This window comes from Comamonas sp. Z3 (assembly GCF_008121565.1).
In the GTDB taxonomy this organism is placed as follows: Bacteria; Pseudomonadota; Gammaproteobacteria; order Burkholderiales; family Burkholderiaceae_C; genus Comamonas; species Comamonas brasiliensis.
Window position 1 is genome coordinate 100,180 of record NZ_VOQU01000006.1, and the last position, 23,762, is coordinate 123,941.

General features: G+C 65.7%; 18 protein-coding genes. 12 read left to right on the top strand and 6 right to left on the bottom strand.

From position 1 onward, the window contains the following. Positions 1-78: 78 nt before the first annotated feature. The 4 genes from FSY59_RS18010 to FSY59_RS18025 all read right to left on the bottom strand — a co-directional run bounded on the left by FSY59_RS18010 (position 79) and on the right by FSY59_RS18025 (position 6,518). Positions 79-1,395, bottom strand: a complete 1,317-nt coding sequence (locus FSY59_RS18010; protein WP_003052002.1) for an MFS transporter — start codon at positions 1,393-1,395, stop codon at positions 79-81. Positions 1,396-1,735: 340 nt separating this feature from the next. Further along, complete coding sequence (locus tag FSY59_RS18015; RefSeq protein WP_148729452.1) at positions 1,736-4,711, bottom strand: cytochrome c; 2,976 nt, start codon at positions 4,709-4,711, stop codon at positions 1,736-1,738. After that, a complete protein-coding gene (locus FSY59_RS18020; protein ID WP_003051999.1) occupies positions 4,708-5,265 on the bottom strand; it encodes a (2Fe-2S)-binding protein in 558 nt (185 codons plus the stop codon). Before FSY59_RS18020 ends, FSY59_RS18015 begins: the two co-directional genes overlap by 4 nt. Positions 5,266-5,360: 95 nt before the next feature. Then, positions 5,361-6,518 (bottom strand): FAD-dependent monooxygenase, encoded by a 1,158-nt coding sequence (locus tag FSY59_RS18025; protein ID WP_003051996.1) that lies wholly within the window; start codon positions 6,516-6,518, stop codon positions 5,361-5,363. 322 nt (positions 6,519-6,840) lie between these two features. Here FSY59_RS18025 and FSY59_RS18030 point away from each other — a divergent pair, with 322 nt between their 5' ends. The 5 genes from FSY59_RS18030 (at position 6,841) to FSY59_RS18050 (ending at position 12,856) form a co-directional block, all read left to right on the top strand. Further along, a complete protein-coding gene (locus FSY59_RS18030; protein ID WP_148729453.1) occupies positions 6,841-7,620 on the top strand; it encodes an Asp/Glu racemase in 780 nt (259 codons plus the stop codon). 11 nt (positions 7,621-7,631) lie between these two features. Next, the gene (locus FSY59_RS18035) at positions 7,632-8,465 is read left to right on the top strand and encodes an alpha/beta fold hydrolase (RefSeq protein ID WP_148729454.1); all 834 of its coding nucleotides are present in this window, start codon (positions 7,632-7,634) and stop codon (positions 8,463-8,465) included. 133 nt (positions 8,466-8,598) lie between these two features. Continuing rightward, a complete protein-coding gene (locus FSY59_RS18040) occupies positions 8,599-9,684 on the top strand; it encodes a 2,5-dihydroxypyridine 5,6-dioxygenase (protein ID WP_148729456.1) in 1,086 nt (361 codons plus the stop codon). Continuing rightward, on the top strand, positions 9,681-10,367 hold the full coding sequence (locus tag FSY59_RS18045; protein WP_148729457.1) for an N-carbamoylsarcosine amidohydrolase: 687 nt from the start codon (positions 9,681-9,683) through the stop codon (positions 10,365-10,367). The genes FSY59_RS18040 and FSY59_RS18045 overlap by 4 nt, the downstream gene beginning before the upstream one ends. Positions 10,368-10,573: 206 nt before the next feature. After that, positions 10,574-12,856 carry a molybdopterin cofactor-binding domain-containing protein gene (locus tag FSY59_RS18050; protein WP_148729458.1) on the top strand — a complete coding sequence of 761 codons (2,283 nt, stop codon included), beginning with the start codon at positions 10,574-10,576 and terminating at the stop codon, positions 12,854-12,856. A 30-nt stretch (positions 12,857-12,886) separates the two neighbouring features. On the opposite strand, the gene FSY59_RS18055 is transcribed toward FSY59_RS18050, so the two are convergent. Together FSY59_RS18055 and apbC are read right to left on the bottom strand one after the other, a co-directional pair. Further along, complete coding sequence (locus FSY59_RS18055; protein ID WP_003051983.1) at positions 12,887-13,849, bottom strand: LysR family transcriptional regulator; 963 nt, start codon at positions 13,847-13,849, stop codon at positions 12,887-12,889. Then, positions 13,849-14,940 (bottom strand): iron-sulfur cluster carrier protein ApbC, encoded by a 1,092-nt coding sequence (gene apbC / locus FSY59_RS18060; protein WP_003051981.1) that lies wholly within the window; start codon positions 14,938-14,940, stop codon positions 13,849-13,851. The genes FSY59_RS18055 and apbC overlap by 1 nt, the downstream gene beginning before the upstream one ends. 123 nt (positions 14,941-15,063) lie before the next feature. Here apbC and FSY59_RS18065 point away from each other — a divergent pair, with 123 nt between their 5' ends. From FSY59_RS18065 to FSY59_RS18095, 7 genes are all read left to right on the top strand, one after another. Beyond that, entirely contained in the window at positions 15,064-15,633 is a 570-nt protein-coding gene (locus tag FSY59_RS18065) for a restriction endonuclease (protein ID WP_003051978.1), read from the top strand. A gap of 79 nt (positions 15,634-15,712) precedes the next feature. Further along, on the top strand, positions 15,713-16,984 hold the full coding sequence (locus FSY59_RS18070) for a patatin-like phospholipase family protein (protein ID WP_003051977.1): 1,272 nt from the start codon (positions 15,713-15,715) through the stop codon (positions 16,982-16,984). A gap of 90 nt (positions 16,985-17,074) precedes the next feature. After that, positions 17,075-18,820 carry a sensor domain-containing diguanylate cyclase gene (locus FSY59_RS18075; protein ID WP_043374868.1) on the top strand — a complete coding sequence of 582 codons (1,746 nt, stop codon included), beginning with the start codon at positions 17,075-17,077 and terminating at the stop codon, positions 18,818-18,820. Positions 18,821-19,049: 229 nt separating this feature from the next. Then, positions 19,050-21,209: a methionine--tRNA ligase gene (metG, locus tag FSY59_RS18080; protein ID WP_148729459.1), complete on the top strand. Its 2,160-nt coding sequence runs from the start codon at positions 19,050-19,052 to the stop codon at positions 21,207-21,209. A gap of 77 nt (positions 21,210-21,286) precedes the next feature. After that, positions 21,287-21,652 (top strand): hypothetical protein, encoded by a 366-nt coding sequence (locus tag FSY59_RS18085; protein WP_253279247.1) that lies wholly within the window; start codon positions 21,287-21,289, stop codon positions 21,650-21,652. 338 nt (positions 21,653-21,990) lie between these two features. Next, positions 21,991-22,320 (top strand): c-type cytochrome, encoded by a 330-nt coding sequence (locus tag FSY59_RS18090; RefSeq protein ID WP_148729481.1) that lies wholly within the window; start codon positions 21,991-21,993, stop codon positions 22,318-22,320. Then, entirely contained in the window at positions 22,321-23,598 is a 1,278-nt protein-coding gene (locus FSY59_RS18095; protein WP_043374876.1) for an NAD(P)/FAD-dependent oxidoreductase, read from the top strand. Positions 23,599-23,762: the final 164 nt, after the last annotated feature.

Sequence of the window (23,762 nt, forward strand, 5' to 3'; positions counted from 1 at the left end):
GCTGAAGCTCCAAAGAAGCAAAGGCCAGAAGGAGCAATCCTTCTGGCCTTTTTGCTGAAACGATCGCTCAGACCTTCATCAATCCAGCGCCCGATTGCGCGACTCCACGTCCACCGCCCAGATCGCCAGCGCACCACCGACCAGCATCGCCGACAGCACGGCCAGGGCCATGGTGAAGTGGGTGGCCATGAGAGGCGCGATGATGGCCGGGGCGAACAGGCCGCCGAAACGCGCCACAGCGCCTGCCATGCCCATCCCGCTGGCGCGCAGGTCGGTCGGGTAGACCTCGGGCGTGAAGGCATACAACGCGCCCCAGGTACCCAGTAGCGAGAAGCTCATCAGCAGCGTCGATCCGATCACCACGAAGGGCGAGGAGCCCAGGCTGTAGAGCATGCAGCCCACGGCGCTCAGCAGCAGGAAACCGATCAGCGTAGGCTTGCGGCCCCAGCGCTCGACGCCGTAGGCCGACAGCGCAAAACCGGGCAGCTGCACCAGCGCCAGCACCACCAGGAAGACCTGACCACGCATGAAGGCAAAGCCTTCGCTGCTGAGCTTGACAGGCAGGTAGACAAAGACGCCGTAGTAGGCGATGGAGATCAGCGCCCAGGCCAGGAACAGCGAGAAGCTGCGACGGCGCAGATCCTGCGAGAACAGGGAGAAGAGAGACTTTCGCTCCTGCTTTTCAGGCTGCAGGGCCGGGATGTCGACCGTGTTTCCGTTGACCTTGGCCACCCGTTGCAGCACCTTGCGTGCCTCTTCGGACCTACCGTTACGGTTCAGGTACATGGGCGATTCGGGGATGTAGAAGCGCAGCACCACGCCGATCAGCGCCGGCAGTCCGGTCACGAAAAAGATCACACGCCAGGCATCCTCGCCCCAATATACGGCTACCAGCGCCAGGATGGCCAGGAAGATGGTGCCCACAGCCCAGAACGATTCCAACAGCACCAGCCAGCGGCCACGGCGGTCGCTGGGCAGGAACTCTGCCATCATGGTGTAGTCCACGGGAAGCGTGCCGCCCACGCCTATGCCAGTGATGAAGCGCAGCACCAGCAGCCAGGCGAACTCGGGCGCAAAGGCCGAAGCCACTCCCGCAAAGGCATCGATCACCACGGCCATCATCAGCACCGGACGACGGCCTATGCGGTCTGCCAGTCTGCCGAAGACGAAGGCACCGATCAGCATGCCGATGAAGAAGAAGGTGCCGGTCTGCAGCGCCTCGGGCACGGTCTTGCCGAAAGTCTTGGCAATGGACGGCGCACTGAAACCAATGGACAGCACCTGCATGGCGTCCGCCAGCCAGACCAGGCCGAAGATCACGAACAGCCGGTACTGAAACTTGCCCACACCCGCAGTCTGGATGCCTTTTTCCACTGAAATATATGTAGATGACATGCAGGGACTCCTTTTTTAGTCATCGCAATTGTTGAATCTGTCTTTCTCGCAAGCACCGCCATTCGGCCTCGGCCTATTCGTGCAGTGCTTTCCACCCATCACACATCCAGAGCGAACCACTCCCTCGGCGCCATTTCCATGGACCGATGAAAAGATTCCAGATGTCGGTATCTGCATCCAGGCGATGGGCACATTCCGTACGGCCGGCATAGCGATAGCCCGTCCGTGGCTGCCCATCCCCTGTCCCCAGCATCAGATGTCCGGACCCGGCCCCTGGAGAGATTCCAGGGCAAGAGATCCATATCCGCGGCACCGCCCATGCCGCCGCCCATTGCAGCCCCTAGGGCGCATGCGCCTGCACCTGCGCTCGCAGCCGCTTAATCGTCTTCGTATCGTCTGGCCAAGCTTTTTCCTCCGGTGCAAATCGTTGACGCAAATATCCGATCAGGTCCGCAATCTGCCTGTCATCCAGGCTGTCCCTGAAGCCGGGCATATAGCCCAGCGCATCGTCGGCGGGTGTCTGGATGCCGTTCAGGATGACCTGGAGCAGGTTGTCCGGGCTTGCGGCATGCAGGTTGGTGTTCAGGGCCAGCAGAGGCCTGACGCCGAACAGAGTGGGCCCACTACCCGCCTCATGGCAGACCGCGCAGGCGTTCTGGTAGATGCGCTCGCCGTTGACCTGGCGCTCCATCGCCGGGGGCGGCGTGGCCACGGGGGCAGCCACCGTTGTAGTCAGAGGAACGACGGGCGCGGCCTGGGCCAGTGCGGGCTGCGCATCCTGTGCCGCCTGGCCCGGCAGTTCCATCAGATACGTGGCCATGGCGCGCACATCGGCTTCAGGCAACTGGGCCAGGCCGTGGACGACGGGCGCCATGGGCCCCGCCGCCACGCCATGGCGTGCCGAGAAGCCCGTGCGCAGGTACTGGTACAGTTCCTCGCGGCTCCAGGGCAACTTGCCGCGGGCCAGCTGGTTGAGCGCAGGGGCGCTCCAGCCTTCGGCCTCACCGCCGCCCAGATAGTGCATGCCGCTCTTTTCGGCCCCCAGCGCATTGCGCGGCGAGTGGCAGGCCGCGCAATGGCCCGCGCCCTCGACCAGATAGGCACCCCGGTTCCATTCGGCGCTGCGCGCGGGGTCGGCCTTGAAGGGCGTGGCGTCGTGGAACAGCAGATTCCAGCCAGCCATGGCCGGGCGCAGGTTGTAGGGAAAGGCCAGTTGTGTCTCGGGGGCCTTGGCCTTCACGGCGGGCTGGGACATCAGGTAGCCATATAGGGCCTGCAGGTCGCCATCGCTGAGCTTGGCGAAGGCCGTGTACGGGAATGCCGGATACAGCTGACGTCCATCCTGGTGGATGCCGTGGCGCATGGCGCGCTCGAAGGCCGCATAGGACCAGCGGCCGATGCCTGTTTCGTTGTCGGGCGTGATGTTGGTGGAGTAGATGGTGCCGAACGGCGTCTCCAGCCCCAAGCCTCCCGCATTGGAGGCACCGCCCGGCGCCGTGTGGCAGACCACGCAGTCGCCCGCGGCAGCTACCAGACGGCCGCGCTCCAGGGCCTGGGGCGAATAAAGGGAGACGTCTGGCCCGTCGGTCAGCGGCAGGGCCGGCTTCAGCGGCCAGGCCATGGCAGCCATGCCGGCAAGGCCCGCGGCGCCTGCAGCCAGCCAGCCCCAGCCACGGCCGGACTTGGCAATGGATGATTTGCCCGCGCCCTCGCCGGCCAGCGCCAGGCGCAGTTGTTCGGGCCGAAAGGGCACTTCGCGCAGGCGCACGCCCGTTGCATGGTGGATGGCGTTGGCAATGGCGGCGGCGGCGGGCAGCGTGGCCACCCCGTCCAGCGCCAGACCGCCCTGGCGGATGGGTCCGACATCGCCGCGCGCCTGCTGCACCAGATCGGAACCAGGCCTGGCGATCACATCGAAACCGGTAGCGGAAGCGGCGGAACCAGTCCAGTCGTCGAAGGCGGGAGCCGTGCCCAGCAACCGGCGCGCATCGGCCAGCAACTGGGGGTCCTGCTGCACGATTTCGGGCCGCGTTCTGGCCGCCTGGGCCGCTTGCAGGCTGCGACTGTCATGGCCGGCCACCACCCGGGTCACCTCAATCTCGCCGGTGAGCGGATGCACGGCCACCTCGGCCACCCAGGCGCTCCAGGCATGCAGGTCGGCGCCCTGAGCATCCAGAGTCTGCAGCTGGGCAGTGGCAAAGCCTCGACCCAGCAGGCGGCCATCGGTGTCTTGCAGAATGTCGTCTTGCGGTGATACCTGCGCACGCTCGGCCACCTGCTGCGCGAGATCGCGCACCGGGCCTTCGGGCAAGTGCTGCAGGCGCCACTGCAGTGGGTCATGCCCCAGACCCAGGGCCTGCTCATGCCAATGGCTTTCACGGGCAAAGACCTGGGCGGCATTCAGATCGTCGACACCGGCATGCCGCAGGCTGGCCACAACCTTGCGCTCACGCACTTCGCCGGCATCGAGCACGGTGGCCACAGCGGCGGCTCGCGTCAAACCGGGCTGGCTCAGCAGGCGCGCCATGCTGGGGCGCACGGCCCAGGGGGTGTCGGACAGCAGCAGGTCGAGCTGCAGCGATGCATGGCCTTCATGGGCCTGCACCATCGTGCCGGCTTCAAGCGCCTGCGAAGCCTGCGCATCCACGCGCAGCACCAGCTCGCGGCCAGCGCCGGTACCCGCAGTCCCGGCCTCGCAGGCCACGCTGACGGGCCGGCCCACGGCATGGGACAGCAGGGCCGCATCGGCGGCCGCATCCATGAGGTCCAGCGGATGCACGCTGCCATAGCCCATGGCAGGCACGCTGAACAGCCGCAGCGCGGATTCCTGGCAATGCAGCAGCGCGACCAGTTCACGGCCGATCATCTGGCGTACGTCGGCTTCGCACGGCGGCAGCCAGAGGCTGATATGACCGTCCAGGCACCACGCGGCCACGCGTGCCGTGCCGGAACCGGCGCTCGCACCAGCCATGCGCCAGACATAGCGACCGGTATCGATCGACTCGTACGATTCCTGCGATCCGGGGGAGTGAGAGACGGGGCGAGCCTGCAAGGCCGCCTGCCCGTCTTTCCATACAGGCACCAGGCTGGCAAGCGCCTGCCGCGCATGGACGGGCGCCACGGCCACCACGCCCAGAAAATGCTCGCGCTGCACGGCGGCCACCACGCCGGACATGGCCTGCGCCTGGTCCAGCCGCGCATGGGCGGGCACGCTGCCTTGGTAGCGCAGCCCGTCCCAGGCCGCGACGGGCGGGCGCAACGTTAGCCCGTGCAGCAGGTCGCAAGGCAGGGCGGGGGTGTTGTCAGCCGTGTTCATGGCTGGACCTCGCCCGCGCTGGAAAATGGAACGCCGGAGGGTGCCTGCAGCGTGGCCCGTTCCGCACGCAGCTGCACGGCGCGCAGGGCCGCCTGCATGATTTCCACATGCGTGCCGCAGCGGCACAGGTTGTGGTGCAGCTCGTTGCGCAGTTCCTGCTCGGTGGGGTTCGGGTTGCGGCGCAGCAAGGCCTCCACCGTCATGATCATGCCGTTGAGACAGTAGCCGCACTGGGCGGCCTGGCAGTCAATGAAGGCCTGCTGCGTGGGGCCCGGACACTGGCGCGATCCCAGGCCTTCCAGCGTGGTCACTTCTCGGCCCACTGCCGCCTTCACGGGAATCACGCAGGAACGCGCGGCCACACCGTCGATCAGCACCGTGCAGGCGCCGCACTCACCCAGGCCACAGCCGTATTTGGGCCCGTTCAGCTCCAGGTCATTGCGCAGCACATGCAGCAGCGCCGTCCCGGGAGCGGCCGGCACCTCGCATGCCCGTGCATTGACCTGCAGGAAGATGAGGTGGGAGGGACTGCTTGAATGAACTGGGATTCCCATGGGACGAGGCTCTTGCAACTGCGGTTCAGGATGTGGGCGTTCTGCTGCCAGACGGGAGGGGGATATCCATTCCCTGTCCGGCAGGGCAGCGAGTATCAGGCAGCGGCCTTGACCCTGGGTTCGACCAGGGGCACGTTGAACACGTCGTAGCCGAAGCACCAGGACGGATCTTCGTTGGTGCGCAGCCAGGTGTTGTCGTGCGAGATGCGCTGCACCTTGCTGGCGCGCTCGGCACGGTTGGCCTCATACAGCGCGAAGGCCAGCTCATGGTTGTGCGCACCGACTTCCTTGAGGCAGCGCGCCAGCATGGCGCCGTCCTCGATGGCCATGGCCGCGCCCTGGGCCATGTGGGGCTTCATGGGATGGCAGGCATCGCCCAGCAGCACCAGGCGGCCACGGCTCCACAGCGGCAGCGGGTCGCGCTCCAGCAGCGACCATTTGGTCACTTCCACGGTGGCGTCGATCAGCGCCTGCACCGTAGGGTGCCAGCCCGAGAAGGCCTCGCGCATCTCTTCCTTGCTGCTGGGCAGCCAGCGGTCGTCGAGGTCCCACTTCTCGACCGGAACGCCGGTCACGTAGTACAGCTCGTCGGCCTTGCCGGTGACGAAGTAGGTCATCATGTGGCGGTCATCGCTCCACCACTTCACGCAGGCGTCGAAGGGCAGCATGCCGGCCTTGACTTCGGGCGTGGGGAATACGGCGCGGTGGGCCAGGTAGCCGGCGTACTTGGGCAGCTCTGGGCCCAGCAGCTCTTCGCGGATGCGCGAGTTCACGCCATCGGCACCGATGACGATGTCGGCCTCTTCGGTCGTGCCATCGGCGAAGTGCATGAGCACCACGTTGCCCCGATCCTCCACCTTGGTCAGGAACTTGCCATAGGCCATCACGCTGTCGGGCAAGGCCTCGATCAGCAGCGCATGGAAGTCGCCGCGGTGCACGGTGAGGTAGCTGGCACCGTATTCCTTGACGGCGTAGTCGCCCAGCGGGATCTGGGCCAGCACGTCGCCCGTCTGCCAGTGGCGGCTGTACCAGTAGTCTGGGTGGGAGCCCTGCTCGTTGAGCGCGTCCTCAATGCCGATGCGACGCAGGATCTTCATCACATTGGGACCGACGTGGATGCCGGCTCCCAGGCGAGAGAAGCTGGGCGCCTGCTCATAGACGCGGACATTGAAGCCTTCCTGGAGCAGCAGCTTGGCAGCAGCGGCCCCGCCGAGACCGGCACCGACAACGGCGATTCGAGGGGATTGAGACACAGTTTTTCTCCTTGCAGGAATGTTGAAAGCCAGACGGGGCAAGCGTTGCTTCGGCGCGTCCATGAATGCTTGAGAGCAGGAAGCGTGCCAGGCAACAAAACATTTAATTCAGGCGTATGCACTTAAATTTCCAAAATCACGCATGCACCATGGAGCGGCAGAATAAATTGAAATTCAACATTTTTGGTGCAAATTTCGCACCAAATAAGTACAAACACCGAGCAAACTCTCATTTGCAAGTCGGCATATCTTTTGCAAGAATAAAGCGTACACACTCATTTGATTCTGATCAGAAACCCTCAAAACTCTGCAAAGGCAAGCCATGACCCAAACGTTCCGCATCGGCCAGATCGTCCCCAGCTCCAACACCACCATGGAGACCGAAGTGCCGGCCATGCTGCAGGCCCATTCCACGCTGCGCCCCCAGGACCGCTTCACCTTCCACTCCAGCCGCATGCGCATGAAGAAAGTGGTGAAGGAAGAGCTGGCCGCCATGGATGGCGAAAGCGACCGCTGCGCGCTGGAACTCAGCGATGCGCGCGTGGATGTGCTGGGATATGCCTGCCTCGTGGCCATCATGGCCATGGGCCACGGCTACCACCGCGTCTCGCAGGCCCGACTGACCGAGCGCACGGCCAGCAACGGCGCCACCGCGCCCGTGATAACCAGCGCGGGTGCTCTGGTGGAGGCGCTGAAGGTCATGGGCGCCAGGAAGATCGCCCTGGTCGCCCCCTACATGGTCCCCCTGACCGAGCTGGTCAAGAACTACATCGCCGCCGAAGGCTTCGAGGTGGTGGACTGGCGTGCGCTGGAAATCCCCGACAACCTCGACGTGGGCCGCCACGACCCCGCCAAACTGCCCGGCATCGTGGCGGGCATGAACTACGCCGACGCCGATGTGATCGTGCTGTCGGCCTGCGTGCAGATGCCCTCGCTGCCGGCCGTGGCCCAGGTCGAAGCCGAAACCGGCAAGCCCGTGCTGACCGCCTCCATCGCCACCACCTACGCCATTCTCAAGGAGCTGGGCCTCGACCCCGTGGTGCCGGGTGCAGGTGCGCTGCTGTCGGGTGCCTATCCCTACGACACGGCGGCCGAGGCCTGAGGAGAAACCGCATGAGCAGCACATTCCTCTACGGCGGCAACGTCCATGCCAACGGCATACGCCAGCACTATCTGCGCTACGGCGGCGCCGATGGCGAGCGCGCGCAGCGCGACGCCGTCATCCTGATCCCCGGCATCACCAGCCCGGCCGTGACATGGGGCTTCGTGGCCGAGCACCTGGGTCGTCAGTTCGACACCTATGTGCTGGACGTGCGCGGCCGTGGTTTGTCCTCGTCCGGCCCGGGCCTGGACTATGGACTCGATGCCCAGGCCGCCGACGTGACCGCCTTCGCCCAGGCAATGGGCCTTTCGCGCTGGGCGTTGGTCGGCCACTCCATGGGCGGACGCATTGCCGTGCGTGCCGCGCGCAGCCAGCCGACCGGGCTCACTCGCCTGGTCATCGTCGATCCGCCGGTGTCTGGCCCGGGCCGTCGCGCCTACCCGGCCGCCCTGCCCTGGTATGTGGACTCCATCCGCCAGGCCACGCTGGGCATGGATGCCGAAGCCATGCGCGCCTTCTGCCCCACCTGGACAGAAGAGCAGCGCCAGTTGCGTGCCCAATGGCTGCACACCTGCCATGAGCCTGCCATCGTGCAGAGCTTCGAGGACTTCGGCCGTGACGACATCCATGCCGACCTGCCCCGCATCCAGCACCCGCTGCTGCTGGTCACGGCCGAGCGCGGCGACGTGGTACGCGACGAGGACGTGGCTGAGTGGCAGGGCCTGGCACCCCAGACCGAGCACGTGCGCGTGCCCGGTGCCGGCCACATGATTCCCTGGGACAACGAGGCCGGGTTCTATGAGGCCCTGGGCGATTTCCTGGGTGCGAGCATATGCCCCCCCTGAGCGGCTGCGCCGCTTCCCCCAGGGGGCCTACGGGCAGCCGACGACACCCTCGCTGCGGGGCGGCCCTTGCTTGGTGTCCCTGGCGAAATTCACGCGCCCACCACCCATATCCCAGTCAATCAAGGAGCCGACCATGTCCGTCAGCGATATCGATCTGATCCACGCCTGGAAACAGGTGCTCACGCTGTCCCGCCTCGAAGCCGGCCAGACCGTCACCGTGCTCACGGGCGCCGACACGCACCCGCAGACGCTGCGCTGCGCCGTCGCCGCCTCCAGCGAAATGGGCGCGCGCGTCAATCGCCTGGACCTGCCCCCCGTCAATGCTGAAAAGTCGCTGAGCCGCGACTCCCTGGCCTACCTGGGCACGACTCCGCTGACCGGCAACCCCGCCGCCATCGCTGCACTCAAGGCCAGCGACCTGGTGCTGGACCTGATGACCCTGCTGTTCTCGCCCGAGCAGCACGAAATCCTGCAGACCGGCACCAAGATCCTGCTGGCCGTGGAGCCGCCCGAGGTGCTGTGCCGCCTGGTGCCCACCGAGGCCGACCGTGCGCGCGTGCAGGCCGCGTCGAAGCGCATCGAGGCGGCCAGGCAGATGCACATCAGCTCGTCTGCGGGCACCGACCTGCACTGCCGGCTGGGCAGCTTCCCAGCCATCTGCGAATACGGCTTCGTGGATCAACCCGGTCGCTGGGACCATTGGCCAAGCGGCTTCGTGCTGACCTGGCCCGACGAGGGCGAAAGCAACGGCCGCGTGATCCTGGACCGAGGCGACATCCTTCTGCCCATGAAGGACTACGTGACCGACCCCATCGAGCTGGTCATCGAAAAAGGCTACGTCACGCGCATCAGCGGCGGCCTGCAGGCAGACATCCTCAAGGAGTACATGGCCTCTTACGAGGACCCCGAGGCCTATGCGGTCTCGCACATCGGCTGGGGCCTGCAGCCACGCGCCCACTGGTCCATGCTGGCCCACTACAACAAGGAAACCCACATCGGCATGGACGCGCGTGCCTTCGAGGGCAACTTCCTGTGGTCCATGGGCCCCAACAACGAGGCCGGGGGCAGCCGTACCACGGCCTGCCACATCGACATTCCCATGCGCCATTGCACGGTGACCCTGGACGGCAAGCCCACGGTCATTCACGGCGTGGTGCAGGACGAGGAAGGACTGGCGCGCGCCGCCAGAAGGGCAAGCCAGGGAAAGGACATCGCATGACAAACACCACCGCCAGCCAGGCCACCGGCGCGCAAAGCGTGCCCACCGAAGGAGTGCAGGGCGACATCTCCGCCTACGCGCGCCAGGGCTTCGGCACGCCGCTGCCGCTCAAGGCCCCCTTCGGCCTGCTCATCATCGACTTCGTCAACGGCTTTACCGACCCGGCCGTATTCGGTGGCGGCAACATCCCCGAAGCCATCGTCCAGACGCGGCAGCTGCTGGCCCATGCCCGCGCGCGCGGCTGGCCTGTGGCGCACAGCCGCATCGTGTTCTCGGACGACGATGCCGACCACAACATCTTCTGCCTGAAGGTGCCCGGCATGCTGACCCTGAAGGAAGACAGCCACCACAGCGCCATCGTGCCCGAACTGGCCCCGGCCGCTGGGGAGTATGTGGTGCGCAAGAGCACGCCCTCGGCCTTCTTCGGCACCATGCTCGCGCCCTGGCTGGCCCAGCGCGGTGTGCAGACCCTGGTGGTGGCCGGCTGCGTGACCAGCGGCTGCGTGCGTGCCAGCGTGGTCGATGCCATGCAGTCGGGCTTTCGCCCGCTGGTGGTGGCCGACTGCTGCGGCGACCGCGCCCTGGGCCCGCACGATGCCAACCTGTTCGACATGGCCCAGAAGTACGCGGCCGTGATGCCGCTGAGCCAAGCCATCGCTGCTACGGATGGATTGCCCCCCTGAGCGGCTTCGCCGCTTCCCGTTGCACGGCACCCCAAGGAGGTCGGCACCCTCGGTGCGGGGTGGCGCGGCCGGCGTAGGCCCTTCCTCGGAGCCTCTCGCTTGGGCACTGCCAAATCGTGCGCGGTCATCCTCGCTGACACCATGGAATGGCAAGCCGATCTACAACGTTGCTGCCGGCTCGCCAAACCTGTCCTACATTCGCTCTCATGAACCTGCCCCAGCCCCAAGCCCTGCACACACAGCTGCTCGCGCGCGCCGACACCCTGCTCGTGGTGCGCCAGCCCGTGGTGCCGCCGCGCCCCGCGCCCGGCCAGCCCGGCACGGCCACCGACTACGTGCAGTCCACGCCGGAAATCTTCGTCGCCGTGCTCGCCGACGAAGCCGCGCCGCAGGGCTGGCGCACCCTGGCCTTCAACGGCCATGTGGACCTGGGCACGGGCATACGCACGGCGCTGGCGCAGATCGTGGCCGAAGAACTGGAAGTGCCACTGGACCGCCTGGAAATGGTGATGGGCCACACGGCCGCCGCCCCCAACCAGGGGCCGACCATTGCCAGCGCCAGCATCCAGATATCGGCCGTTCCGCTGCGACGCGCAGCCGCCCAGGCACGCGAGCAGTTGCTGGCGCTGGCCGCGCAGCAATGGAACGCGAGGGCGGACCGACTCCGGGCAAGCGACGGTACTGTGCGCTTTGCCGACGGCAGCGATGCCCGCCAAATCGGCTATGGCGAGCTGCTGCGAGGCCAGCAACTGCAGCTGCAACTGGCGCCCCCCGAGCAGGAGGTAAAGCTCAAGCCTGCCAGCGACTACCGGCTGGTGGGCCGGGGAGCGGCTCGCGTGGACATTCCCGCCAAGGCCACGGGCGAGCTCAGCTTTGTCCACGATGTGCGCGTGCCGGGCATGCGCCATGGCCGCGTGATCCGCCCGCCGCATCCGGGCCGCGACGGCGGCGACTTCATTGGCCGCTGCCTGATGGCTGTAGAACGCGACTCCGTGGCCCACCTGCCCGGCAATGTGCAGGTCGTCATCGAAGGGGATTTCGTCGGCGTGGTCGCAGACCGCGAGGAACAGGCCATTGCCGCCATGCGCGCGCTGCGTGTGCAGTGGAAGGCCGCGCCGGCCGCGCCTGATCTTTCCGACCTGTCTGCGGCCATCCGCGCCAATCCCGCCCAGCACCGTGTCCTGGTCGATCAAGGCCTCGTGGATGACGCCTTCGCCGGCGCAGCCACCGTGCTGCGCCGCAGCTATCTCTGGCCCTATCAGATGCATGCCTCCATTGGCCCTTCCTGTGCAGTGGCCGATTTCAGCGAGGGACGGCTCAGTCTCTGGGCCGGCACGCAGAACCCCCACATGCTGCGCACCGACCTGGACCGCCTGCTGCAACTGGGCGAAGAGCGCATCGAGATCGTGCGCCTGGAAGCCGCAGGCTGCTATGGACGGAACTGTGCCGACGATGTCTGCGCCGACGCCGCCCTGATGTCCATGGCCGTGGGCGCCCCCGTGCGCGTGCAGCTCACGCGTGAGCAGGAGCACCAGTGGGAGCCCAAGGGCACTGCCCAGCTCATGGACGTGAGCGCGGCCATCGGCGCCCGGGGAGAGCTGCTGGCCTACGATTTTGCCGTGCGCTACCCCTCCAACGACGCGCCACTGCTGGCCCTGCTGCTCACGGGCCGCATACCGGGCCAGCCACGCACGTTGGAGATGGGCGACCGTACAGCAGTCCCCCCCTACCGCTATGGCAACCAGCGCATCGCCTGTCATGACATGGCGCCCATCGTGCGTTCGTCATGGCTGCGCGGGGTCTCTGCCCTGCCCAACTCCTTTGCCCACGACTGCATGATCGACGAGCTGGCCCATGCGGCCGATGCCGACCCTGTGGACTACCGCGTTCGCCATCTGGACGACCCGCGCGCCGTCGAGCTGATCCATGCCACGGCCCGCCATGCGCAATGGCAGCCAGGCCATCGCGGAAGCCGGGGACAGCCGGGCGCCGACGGCCTGCTGCACGGACGCGGCGTAGCCTATGCGCGCTACATCCACAGCCGCTTTCCCGGCTTTGGCGCAGCCTGGGCCGCCTGGGTCATCGACATCACCGTGGACCCCGCCAGCGGACGCATCGCCGTGCAACGCCTGGTCGTGGGCCAGGACACGGGAATGATGGTCAACCCCGATGGCGTGCGCCACCAGATCCACGGCAACGTCATACAAACGCTGAGCCGCAGCCTGATGGAAAAGGTGGCCTTCAACGACCATGGCGTGACCAGCCGCGAATGGGGCGGCTACCCCATCATCGGCTTCCGCGACCTGCCGCCCATCGAAGTCGTGCTGATGCCCCGCCAGGAGGAGCCGCCCATGGGCGCAGGCGAATCGGCCTCGGTACCAGGACCCGCCGCCCTGGCCAATGCCCTGTTCGATGCCACGGGCCGGCGGTTCTATGCAGCCCCGTTCACACCCGATGCGGTGCGTGCCGCGCTGCAGGCCACGCCCTAACGCGGGCAGGACCGGCCCGCCTGACCGCTCTCACTCCTTCAGCGCACCCGCATGCCGCAGGCACTGCACGCGCCACTCGTCATCGTCCTGCAGCTCCAGCGCGGCCAACAGAGCCCGGGTGGGCGCCATGCCCTGCTGGGTCATGAAGCCTATGGGCGTGAGCAACTCGGGCGATCGCAGCGGCCGTGCAATCAGGCCCGGCATGTGACGTACCGTGGCCACCATGGCGCCTGGCAGCACGGTGACCATGGCGCTTTCGTCCCCGGGGATGCATTCGGCCACGGCCATGACCAGACTCAGCACGGAATTGGTTTCCATGGCGGGCTGCACTTCGCGCTGCACGGCAGCAAAGGCCTCGTCGATCACCGTGCGGTTGTGCATGTCGGGCGTGAGCAGGCACAGCGGCAGGGCTGCCACCTCGCTCCAGGCGATGTCTGCCCCAAAGGCAAAGGGGCGGCTGTCGCACTGCGCATCCCGGCTCAGCAGATAGTAGTGCTCCTGGTACTGCAGCCAGGACTGCAGGCGCGGGCCACGCCGCGGCAGTCTGGCGCTGTAGCCCAGAGCCAGATCCAGGGACAGATCCTCGAGTCCGGTCTCTATCTCGGCCGAACTCATGGACAGCACCACGGGCGTGATGCCGGGATGCCGCTGGCGCAGCATGGCCGCAAAGCGCGTGAGCATGGGCATAGCCGTGGGCACGGCGGCCATGCGTAACTGGCCGCGCAGCGCTCCTGCTGAAGCGCTCAGCTCCTGGCGCAAACCTTCTTCCGCGCGCAGCATGGCCAGAGCCGTAGCCAGCACCTGCTCGCCCTCAGGCGTGAAACCTGCAAACGACCGCCCCCTGCGCACGATGACGGCCCCGAACTCGTCCTCCAGCGCCTTGAGCGCATTGGACAGTGCAGGCTGCGTGATATGGCAGGCCTGCGCCGCCCTTGCGAAATGGCGGTGCTCGTTGAGCGCCACCAGATAACGCATGGAGGTCAGAAGGTTCATCAGGTATTGCTGCTCACCGTGATCGTGGGGAACTTGCTGGAGAAGTCCTTGGCCTTGAGAGCCACCTTCACGGCCAGATCGCGCGCCACCTTTTTGTAGACCTGGGCGGCTTCGCTCTCGGGCTCGGCCACCACCGTGGGCTTGCCGCTGTCGGCCTGCAGGCGGATCTGCAGCGACAGGGGCAACGCCCCCAGATAGTCGATGTTCTGCTCGCCGGCCATCTTCTTGCCGCCGTCGGCGCCAAAGATATGTTCGACATGGCCGCAGTTGGTGCAGACATGGGCTGCCATGTTTTCGACCAGGCCGAGAATCGGCACGCCGACCTTCTCGAACATCTGAATGCCCTTCTTGGCATCGATCAGGGCAATGTCCTGGGGCGTGGTCACCACCACGGCACCCGTCATGGGCACGCGCTGGGACAGCGTCAGCTGGATGTCACCGGTTCCGGGCGGCATGTCGACCAGCAGATAGTCCAGATCCTTCCAGTTGGTCTGGCGCAGCATCTGCTCCAGTGCCTGGGTGGCCATGGGGCCGCGCCAGATCATGGCCTGGTCGTTGTTGACCAGCAGACCGATGGACATGACCTGCACGCCATGGTTCTCCAGCGGCTCCATGGTCTTGCCATCATGGCTTTCGGGCTTGCCCGAAACGCCCATCATCATGGGCTGGCTGGGGCCGTAGATGTCGGCGTCCAGAATGCCCACGCGGGCACCTTCGGCGGCCAGCGCCAGCGCCAGATTGGCCGTGGTCGTGCTCTTGCCCACGCCGCCCTTGCCGGACGAGATGGCGATGATGTTCTTCACGCCGGGCAGCAGTTGCACGCCGCGCTGCACGGCATGCGAGGCCACCTTGGTGAAGATGTTGACCGAGACATTGCCCACGCCGGCCACCGTCCTGGCCGCAGCGATGAACTGGCTGCGCAGCGCAGGATGCAGACTGCTGGCGGGATAGCCCATCTCCACGTCGAACGAGACGTCGTCACCGGCAATCTGCAGATTGCGCAGGGCACGCGTGCTCACAAAGTCCTTGCCAGTGTGCGGATCAAGCACCGTGGCCAGCGCGCTCAGAAGCGCTTGTTCAGTAACAGCCATTGGATTTAGTTTTCCAGAGGTTTCTTCAATGACGGATAGTCTAGCGAAGCTGCCCAACCCCTGTGCACAGGAGACAATGCAGCCCTTTGCCCAAGATTTGAGAGACAGCCCGTGAAACTGAAGATGGCCGAAAATTCCCTGTTCGCAGTCCTGATGCGCTCGCGCTGGTGGATCAGCTTTGCGATCTGCGCTGCGGTGGTGCTGGTGTCGCTGGCGGTGTTCCCCAAGGACATCTCGCCCTTTGCCGCCCTGGGCGCCTTCCCGTTCTTCATCGTGGGCTGCATCGCCTGCTACAGGCAGCTGCGGGCCCCCAGCCCGGCCAGGCTGGAACAGATCCAGCAGGTGATTGCCGAGCAGTCCTGGGCCGACTTCAGTGCCCAGCTGCAGACGGCCTGGCAAGCCGAAGGCTATGAGGTTCAGCGCCTGAACCAGGCCGGGGCCGATCTGCTGCTGACGCGCAACGGCCAGACCAGCGTGGTCGGCGCGCGCCGCTGGAAAGCCGCAGCCCATGGCGTGGAGCCGCTGCGCGAGCTGCAGGCCGCGCAAGCCCGGCTGAAAGCCGAGCTCGGCGTTTACGTGGCTCTGCAGCCACTGGGTGAGAATGCCGCCAGCTGGGCCGCGCAGCATCAGCTGGTGGTGCTGGATGCCAAGTCCATCGCCACGCTGATCGCCAAGAACCAGAAAAAGCGCTAAGGCCCACCGCAGGCCGTCACCGGGGCCGCGCAGCCCCCCGCACCTACCGCCTGCGGCCCAATCCGGGCACACTGCAGCCATGGCGGCAGAGCAGTTCTCACCCACCCTCCCTCCCAGTCTTGCCGAGACAGACCGGCAAAACTCCGCAGGCCCGAGCTCCAGCATCGGGCAGACCGGTCTGTTGCTCAGCGGCGGCGGCGCCCGGGCCGCCTATCAGGTCGGCGTGCTGGCCGCCATTGCCGAGCTGCGCCGTGCCCGGGGTCTGCAGCACGGGCCCAATCCCTTTCCGGTACTGGCGGGCACCTCGGCGGGTGCCATCAATGTCGCCGCCCTGGCCTGCCATGCCGATGCCTTTGACAGCGCCGTGCGACGCATGCTCCATGTCTGGGGCCATATGCATACCGAGCAGATCTACAGGGCCGACTCGCTCAGCGTGCTGCGCAGCGGTGCGCGCTGGCTGACGCTGTTGTCGCTGGGCTGGGCAGTGGCCCGCTGGAGCCGCATGCGGCCGCGCTCTCTGCTGGACAACACACCGCTCAAAAGCCTGATGAACAGCGAGCTCATGCCGTTCGAGCGCATCCCGCAACTGATCGCCAGCGGGCATCTGCACGCACTGGCCATCACGGCATCGAGCTACAGCAGCGGCCAGCACATCACTTTCTTCCAGACCCGCGAAACCCTGAGCCCCTGGATACGCGACCAGCGCAAGGCCGTGCAGACCCTGCTCACCGCCGATCACCTGCTGGCCTCGTCGGCCCTGCCCTTCATCTTTCCGGCCATGCCGCTGCCCATGGACGGGCATCTCGAGCATTTCGGCGACGGCTCCATGCGCCAGACTGCGCCCCTGGCCCCGGCCATCCATCTGGGCGCCAGCAAGCTGCTGGTCGTGGGCGCGGGCAGGCGCCACGAGCCCCTGAGCAGCCAGCCGCTGGCCGACGCCAGCTACCCCACCCTGGCCCAGGTCGCCGGGCATGCGCTGTCGAGCATCTTCCTGGACACGCTGGCCGTAGACATAGAGCGAGCCGAGCGCATCAATCACACGCTGAGCCTGATCTCGCCGGCCGAGCGCATCCACAGCCGGCTGCGCCCTGTCGAGGTACTGGCCATCACCCCCAGCGAGCGCATCGACGATATCGCCACGCGCCATATCGACAAGCTGCCGCGGCCGGTGCGGACCCTGCTGGCCACGCTGGGCGTGCGCGCCGGCACGGGCAACCCCGTGCGCGACGGCGCGCTGGCCAGCTACCTGCTATTTGAGCAGGGCTACACCCGTGAACTGATAGCACTGGGCCGCAAAGACACGCTGGCTCGAAGAGAGGAACTTTGCCGTTTCCTGGGCTGGCCGCTTTGATGTAACAAATGTTAATGATGCGAAAGGAGCCGGACAAATGATGCATGAGACACTTTGCTTGACCTTCATCATCTTTACTGCCACAGCCTAGTGACTCCACTTCCACAGCCCGTCCGCGCCTCCAAATCGCTCAAGCTCTCGCTGATCCTGCCTTTTGTCGCCCTGATTGCGCTGTTGACCTCGGCCCTGGGCATGCTCTGGTACTGGACCGGCAGCAACGCGGTGTCCGCCTTGTCCGAGCAGGTGATGGAAGAGAAGGCCGAGCGTATTGCGCTGATCGTGGACCGGCACCTGTACCCGTCCAGCGCCGTGCTGGAGGCCGCGTTTCCCAGCGGCGAATCGGTGCCCGCCGATATCCGCGACCATATCCCGGCACTGATCTCGCGGCTGTGGGTGGCCAGCTCGCTGCACACCCAGCCCAACGACTATGTCTACTACGCCAATGTTGCGGGACAAGGGATTGCCCTCAAGCGCCTGACACCGGAGCTGGGCCAGCTGCGCCTGAAGACCCGGGCCAGCGAGCATCGCAGCTATTTCAAGGTCGCCGGCATGCATGCCGAGCCGGTCTACGAGTCCACCGAAATCAATCTGTTCGAGCCACGCCAGCGCCCCTGGTTCAAGCTTGCGGCGGAGTCGGCCGACGTGATCTGGACGCCTGCCTATATCGACTTCAGCGCCAAGGATCTGGTGCTGACGCGTGCGCGCCGCATTCTTTCCAGCAAGGGGCGTCTCGAAGGCGTGGTGGCCACCGATATCTCCTTGCGCGCGCTCAATGAATTCGTCAACCAGCTGCACCTGAGCGAGCATGGCCGGGCCTTCATCATCGAGGCCGACGGCTCCCTGATCGCCGCCACCGGCATGCCCAATATCCACCGCCGTGAGGACGGCCAGCTGGAGCGCATGAGTGCCGCCAACAGCCAGGACCCGCTGATTCAGGCCGTGTACGACAAGATCCAGGGCGCCTTCCAGACCTCGAAGTCCGGCGCCGCTCCGGGCACCGCCCTGCTGGAAGATGCCGGGCACAGCAATATTCGCATCGCCTACCGGCGCCTGAACCTGGGCTCGGGCCAGGACTGGATGGCCGTGGTGGCCGTGCCGCACAAGGACATGCTGACCGGCGTCTACCGCCATATGGTGCTGGTGGGCAGCCTGGGTCTGCTGGCACTGGTCGTGGCCGTCGTCATCGGCACCCGCATCTTCGGCGCCGTGGCCAACGATATGCGCTCGCTGACCCGCGCCGTGCGCAGCGTGGGCCAGGGCGAGATCGACACCCCCATCGAGGTGCAGCGCCGCGATGAAATTGGCGAGCTGGCCCACAACTTCCATCGCATGCGCCACAGCCTGTTCACCGATCCGCTGACCGGCGCCAACAATCGCAGCGCGCTGCAGCATATTCTGGCCACGCTCACCCGCCCCCTGCCCGGCCAGAGCATGGCTGCCCCGTTTGCACTGCTGTTTGTGGACCTGGACCGCTTCAAGCCCCTCAATGACCGCTGGGGACATGACAACGGCGATCTGGCGCTGGCCGAGATCAGCCTGCGCCTGCGCAACCTGCTGCGCCCCGACGATGTCGTTGCCCGCCTGGGCGGCGACGAGTTCATCCTCATACTGCGCGGAGTCAGCGACGAGGAGCAGGTACAGGCCGTGAGACTCAAGATCGAGCATGCGCTGCAGCAGCCGCTGACCACGCTGCTGGGCATTCCCGAGGGCGAATCCGTGACCGTGGGCGCATCGGTGGGTCAGGCCCTGTATCCCAGGGATGCGCAGGATGCGCAAAGCCTGCTCAAGGTCGCCGACCAGGACATGTACCGCAACAAGGGGCCTTCGCTGCGATAGCCTGCCTTCCTGCTTCCGCTATCAATACGGGAGCTTTAAGCGCTTTATTTGCATTGAATTTATATATATTTCTTATTGAAATACTTATATTAAATACGATAGAAGCTATAAAAATCGAAGCAACCACCGATCGATAGCGACCCTGCCGGTTGCCGCCGCAAAACCCGCGCCCGCAGCCTGGAGCCAAGCCCTTCTAGAATGACGGGTTCTCTGTGAAAGCTGTTTCCTCATGACCGCACGCAAACTATTCGTCACCACCGCCCTGCCGTACGCCAACGGCAACTTCCACATCGGCCACATCATGGAATACATCCAGGCCGACACCTGGGTGCGTGCGCAGCGAATGCAGGGCAATGCGGTCAACTTCGTGGGCGCCGACGACGCCCACGGCGCGCCCATCATGATTGCCGCCGAAAAGGCCGGCAAGACGCCCCAGCAGTTCGTGGCCGACATCGCTGCCGGCCGCAAGCAGTACCTCGACGGCTTCCACATCGCCTTCGACAACTGGAGCAATACCGACAGCGCCGAAAACCACGAGCTGTCCAAGCAGATCTATCTGGACCTCAAGGCCGCCGGCTTCATCGAAACCCGCACCATCGAGCAGTTCTTCGACCCCGAGAAGAACATGTTCCTGCCCGACCGCTTCATCAAGGGCGAATGCCCGCGCTGCCACGCCAAGGACCAGTACGGCGACAACTGTGAAGTCTGCAGCTCGGTCTACGCGCCCACCGACCTCATCAACCCGTTCTCGGCCCTGTCGGGTGCCACGCCGGTGATGAAGTCCTCCGAGCATTTCTTCTTCAAGCTCTCGGACCCGCGCGCCGTGGAGTTCCTGACCGAGTGGACGCAGAACGGCAAGCATGTTCAGCCCGAAGTCGCGGCCAAGATCAAGGAATGGTTCGGCGTGCGCACCAACCCCGACGGCTCGACCAGCGAAGGCCTGGACGACTGGGACATCAGCCGCGACGCGCCCTATTTCGGCATCGAGATTCCCGATGCGCCGGGCAAGTACTTCTATGTCTGGCTGGATGCGCCCGTGGGCTACCTGGCATCGCTCAAGGAACTGCTCAACCGACGCGGCGAAGACTACGACGCCTACATGGCCGACCCCGCTCTGGAGCAGTACCACTTCATCGGCAAGGACATCATCACCTTCCACACGCTGTTCTGGCCTGCGATGCTCAAGTTCAGCGGTCGCAAGACGCCAACCAGGATCTGCGTGCACGGCTTCATGACCGTGAACAACGGCGAGAAGATGAGCAAGAGCCGCGGCACCGGCCTCGATCCGCTCAAGTACCTGTCGCTCAAGATGAACCCCGAATGGCTGCGCTACTACCTGGGCGCCAAGCTCAACGGCAAGAACGAAGACATCGACTTCAATCCCGAAGACTTCATGCTGCGCGTCAACTCCGACCTGATCGGCAAGTACGTCAACATCGCTTCGCGCGCCGCAGGCTTCATCAGCAAGCGCTTTGACGGCAGGCTGGGCGTGGTCAGTGAAGACGGCCAGACCCTGCTGGCCGCGCTGCGCGAACAGCAAGCCGCCATCGTCGCCGCCTACGAAGGCCGCGACTCGGCCCGTGCCGCACGCGAGATCATGCTGCTGTGCGACAAGGTCAACAGCTATGTGGACGCCAACAAGCCCTGGGAGCTGGCCAAGAAGGAAGGCATGGATGCCCGCCTGCACGATGTGTGCACGACCTGCATCGAAGCCTTCCGCATCCTGACCATCTACCTGAGCCCCATCCTGCCCGGCGTGGCCGCAGAAGTCGCCAACTTCCTCATCGTGCCGCCCGAGCGCTTTGCCGACGTGGTCAAGCCCCTGGGCGCGGGCCACCAGATCGGCATCTACCAGCATCTGATGCAGCGCGTCGACCCCAAGCAGCTCGAAGCACTGTTCGAAGCGCCATCTTCTGCAGGTTCGGGCCAGGCCGCCCCCGCCGCCGAACCCGCCAAGGCCGAGAAAAAGGCTGCCAGGAAGGCCGAGCCCGTGATCGACCCCCATGCCCCCGGCGGTGAGCCGCTGGCCGAGACCATCAGCATCGACGACTTTGCCAAGGTCGATCTGCGCATCGCCAGGATCTTGGAATGCAGGGCGGTGGAAGGCTCGACCAAGCTGCTGCAGCTGACCCTGGATGTGGGCGAGAAGGACGAGAGGGGCCAGCCCAGGACCCGCAATGTGTTCAGCGGCATCAGCAGCATGTACCAGCCCGAGCAACTGCAGGGCAAGCTGACGGTGATGGTGGCCAATCTGGCGCCGCGCAAGATGAAGTTCGGCCTGTCCGAAGGCATGGTGCTGGCCGCCAGCCACGCCGACGAGAAGGCCCACCCCGGCATCTATGTGCTGGAACCCTTCCCCGGCGCCATGCCCGGCATGCGGATTCATTGATCTCACCTATGATCCCCCCTGAGTCGCCTTCGGCGCCTTCCCCCCGGGGGGACGACACCTTCGCCGCGAGGCGGCTCTTGCTCGGTGTCTCCTCGCAGGGGCGTGCCTCATCAGGCTCCTACGGCTTCTGGCTGGCTGGAGCTTTTTTATGCCTGGCGCTCTCGGGCTGCACCGTGATCGCCGTCACCGGCACCGCCATCAGCGTGACGGCCGGGGCCGTGGGCCTGGCCGCCGATGCCGCCATCGGCACGGCCAAGATCGTGGGCAAGGGCGTGGGCAAGGCAGCTGACGCCTTGATGGATGACGACCCGCCCGATACCAGCGGCGTGAATATTCGCTACCGCGATCCGTCGGCCACCGCTCCCGCAGCGGCAGAAATGCCGGCAATGACCGCCAACCCCACGCCCTCAGCGCCCTCTGACGGACTGCCGCCGCAATACTGACGAACCGCCTGCATCCATTCACAGAAACCGCATTGCGCTACACATCAGATAGCACAATGCGGTTTTTTCATGCCCTGGCACGCGCCCGCAAGCACAAGCGCAGCGCATAACTAAATAACCAATAACTTCCTGTTACACCACCGGGATATTGAGCTTGTCAGAGCCAGTCCGCTTCCTAGAATCCGACTCCATCAGCTCTGCCTGCACCGCCCCTGCCCAGAAGAATGCTCGACATTCGCCACACATAACAAAGGCCGCGCACATTCAGGCATCGAGGTCATAAATCCCCCACGCGGCCTTGCGTGGGGACAACGGGAGGCCCCATGCGATCGAAACCCTTGCTCACTTCAGCGCGCTCTGCGCTATGGCTGGCTTTTGCCCTGGCAGCGCCGCTGCCCGGCCTGGCCAGCTCTGCCGCCACCTCCTTGCGTGTGCAGGATGTGGCCGTGCTGGCTGCCAGCTGCGCCAACTGCCACGGCCCGGACGGCCGCTCCACGGGCGTCATTCCCCAGCTGCGCGGCCTGCCTGAGGCTCATCTGCTGCAGCGCCTGCAGGCCTTCAAGGCCGGCACCGCCAAGGACGCCACCGTCATGACCCGTCTGGCCAAGGGCTACGACGATGAGCAACTCCAAGCGCTGGCCCAATGGTTCAGCAAGAAGGGCCCGTAAATGCAGATCAATCGTCGTCAAATTCTCGGTGGTGCCGCCGCCGGCGCAGCCACCTTCGCCATGCCCGCCATCGTGCAGGCCAAGGCAGCTTCGGCCCATGTGGTCGTGATCGGCGGCGGCTTTGGCGGAGCCACGGCCGCGCGCTATCTGCGCCAGTTCGCGCCGCATATCCAGGTCACGCTGGTGGAGCCGGCCGAGCGCTTCTATACCTGCCCCTTCTCCAATCTGTACCTGGCCGGCCTGCGCAGCTGGGACAGCATAGGCCACGGCTACGGCGGTCTGCGCAAGGCCGGCGTGAACGTGGTCCATGCGCGTGCCGACCAGGTCCTGACCGACTCCAGGCGCGTGCTGCTGTCCAACGGTCAGGCGCTGAGCTATGACAAGCTGGTGCTCTCGCCCGGCATCGACATGCGCTGGAATGCGCTGGAAGGCTATGACGAGGCAGCCGCCCAGCTTGCCCCCCATGCCTGGAAGGCCGGAGCGCAGACCCAGCTGCTCAAGAAGCAGCTCGAAGCCATGCCCGATGGCGGCAAGTTCGTGATGGTCATCCCTGCCAACCCTTTCCGCTGCCCGCCCGGCCCCTATGAGCGCGCGGCCATGGTGGCCCACTACCTCAAGCAGCACAAACCCAGGTCCAAGATTCTGCTGCTGGACGACAAGGATGCCTTCTCCAAGCAAGGCCTGTTCATTCAGGGCTGGAAGGCGCTTTACGGCGACATGATCGAATGGGTCAAGCAGGCCGATGACGGCAAGGTCGCACGCGTGGATGCCAAGAACCTGGAAGTGGAAACCGCGTTCGGCACCAGGCACAAGGCCGATGTGCTCAACGTCATCCCGCCCCAGAAGGCCGGCTTTATCGCCGACCGCGCCGGCGTGACCAATGCCAGCGGCTGGGTGCCGGTCAAGCCCGAGTCCTTTGAATCCACCCAGGTCCAGCATGTCTATGTGCTGGGCGACGCCACGATTGCCGCGCCCATGCCCAAGTCCGGCTTTGCCGCCAATACGCAAGGCAAGGTAGCCGCTGCCGCGATTGCCGCCGAACTGAGCGGCCAGTCCCTGCCTGCAGCGGCCTTTGCCAACACCTGCTACAGCCTGATCGGCACCGACTACGGCATCTCCGTGGCCGGCGTCTACCGCACGGCTGCGGGCAAGCTGATCGAGGTGCCCGACTCCGGCGGCGTGAGCCCCTTGAACGGCGATGCCGCCTTCCGCAAGGCCGAGGCCGACTACGGCGCAGCCTGGTACAAGGCGATCAGCGCGGATATCTGGGGTGGTTGAATAAAGGCTTCCCCCTGAGGCGCTGACGCGCCTTCCCCCTTCTCTCGTGGCGCTTCGCTTGCGGGAAGGGGGACGCTGGCTTTGCTGCGGGGCGGCCCTTGCTCGCCAGCCCGAGCGAAGGTTCACGCATCATGCGTCTGGTGCGAATCTCTGCCGCCCACCCT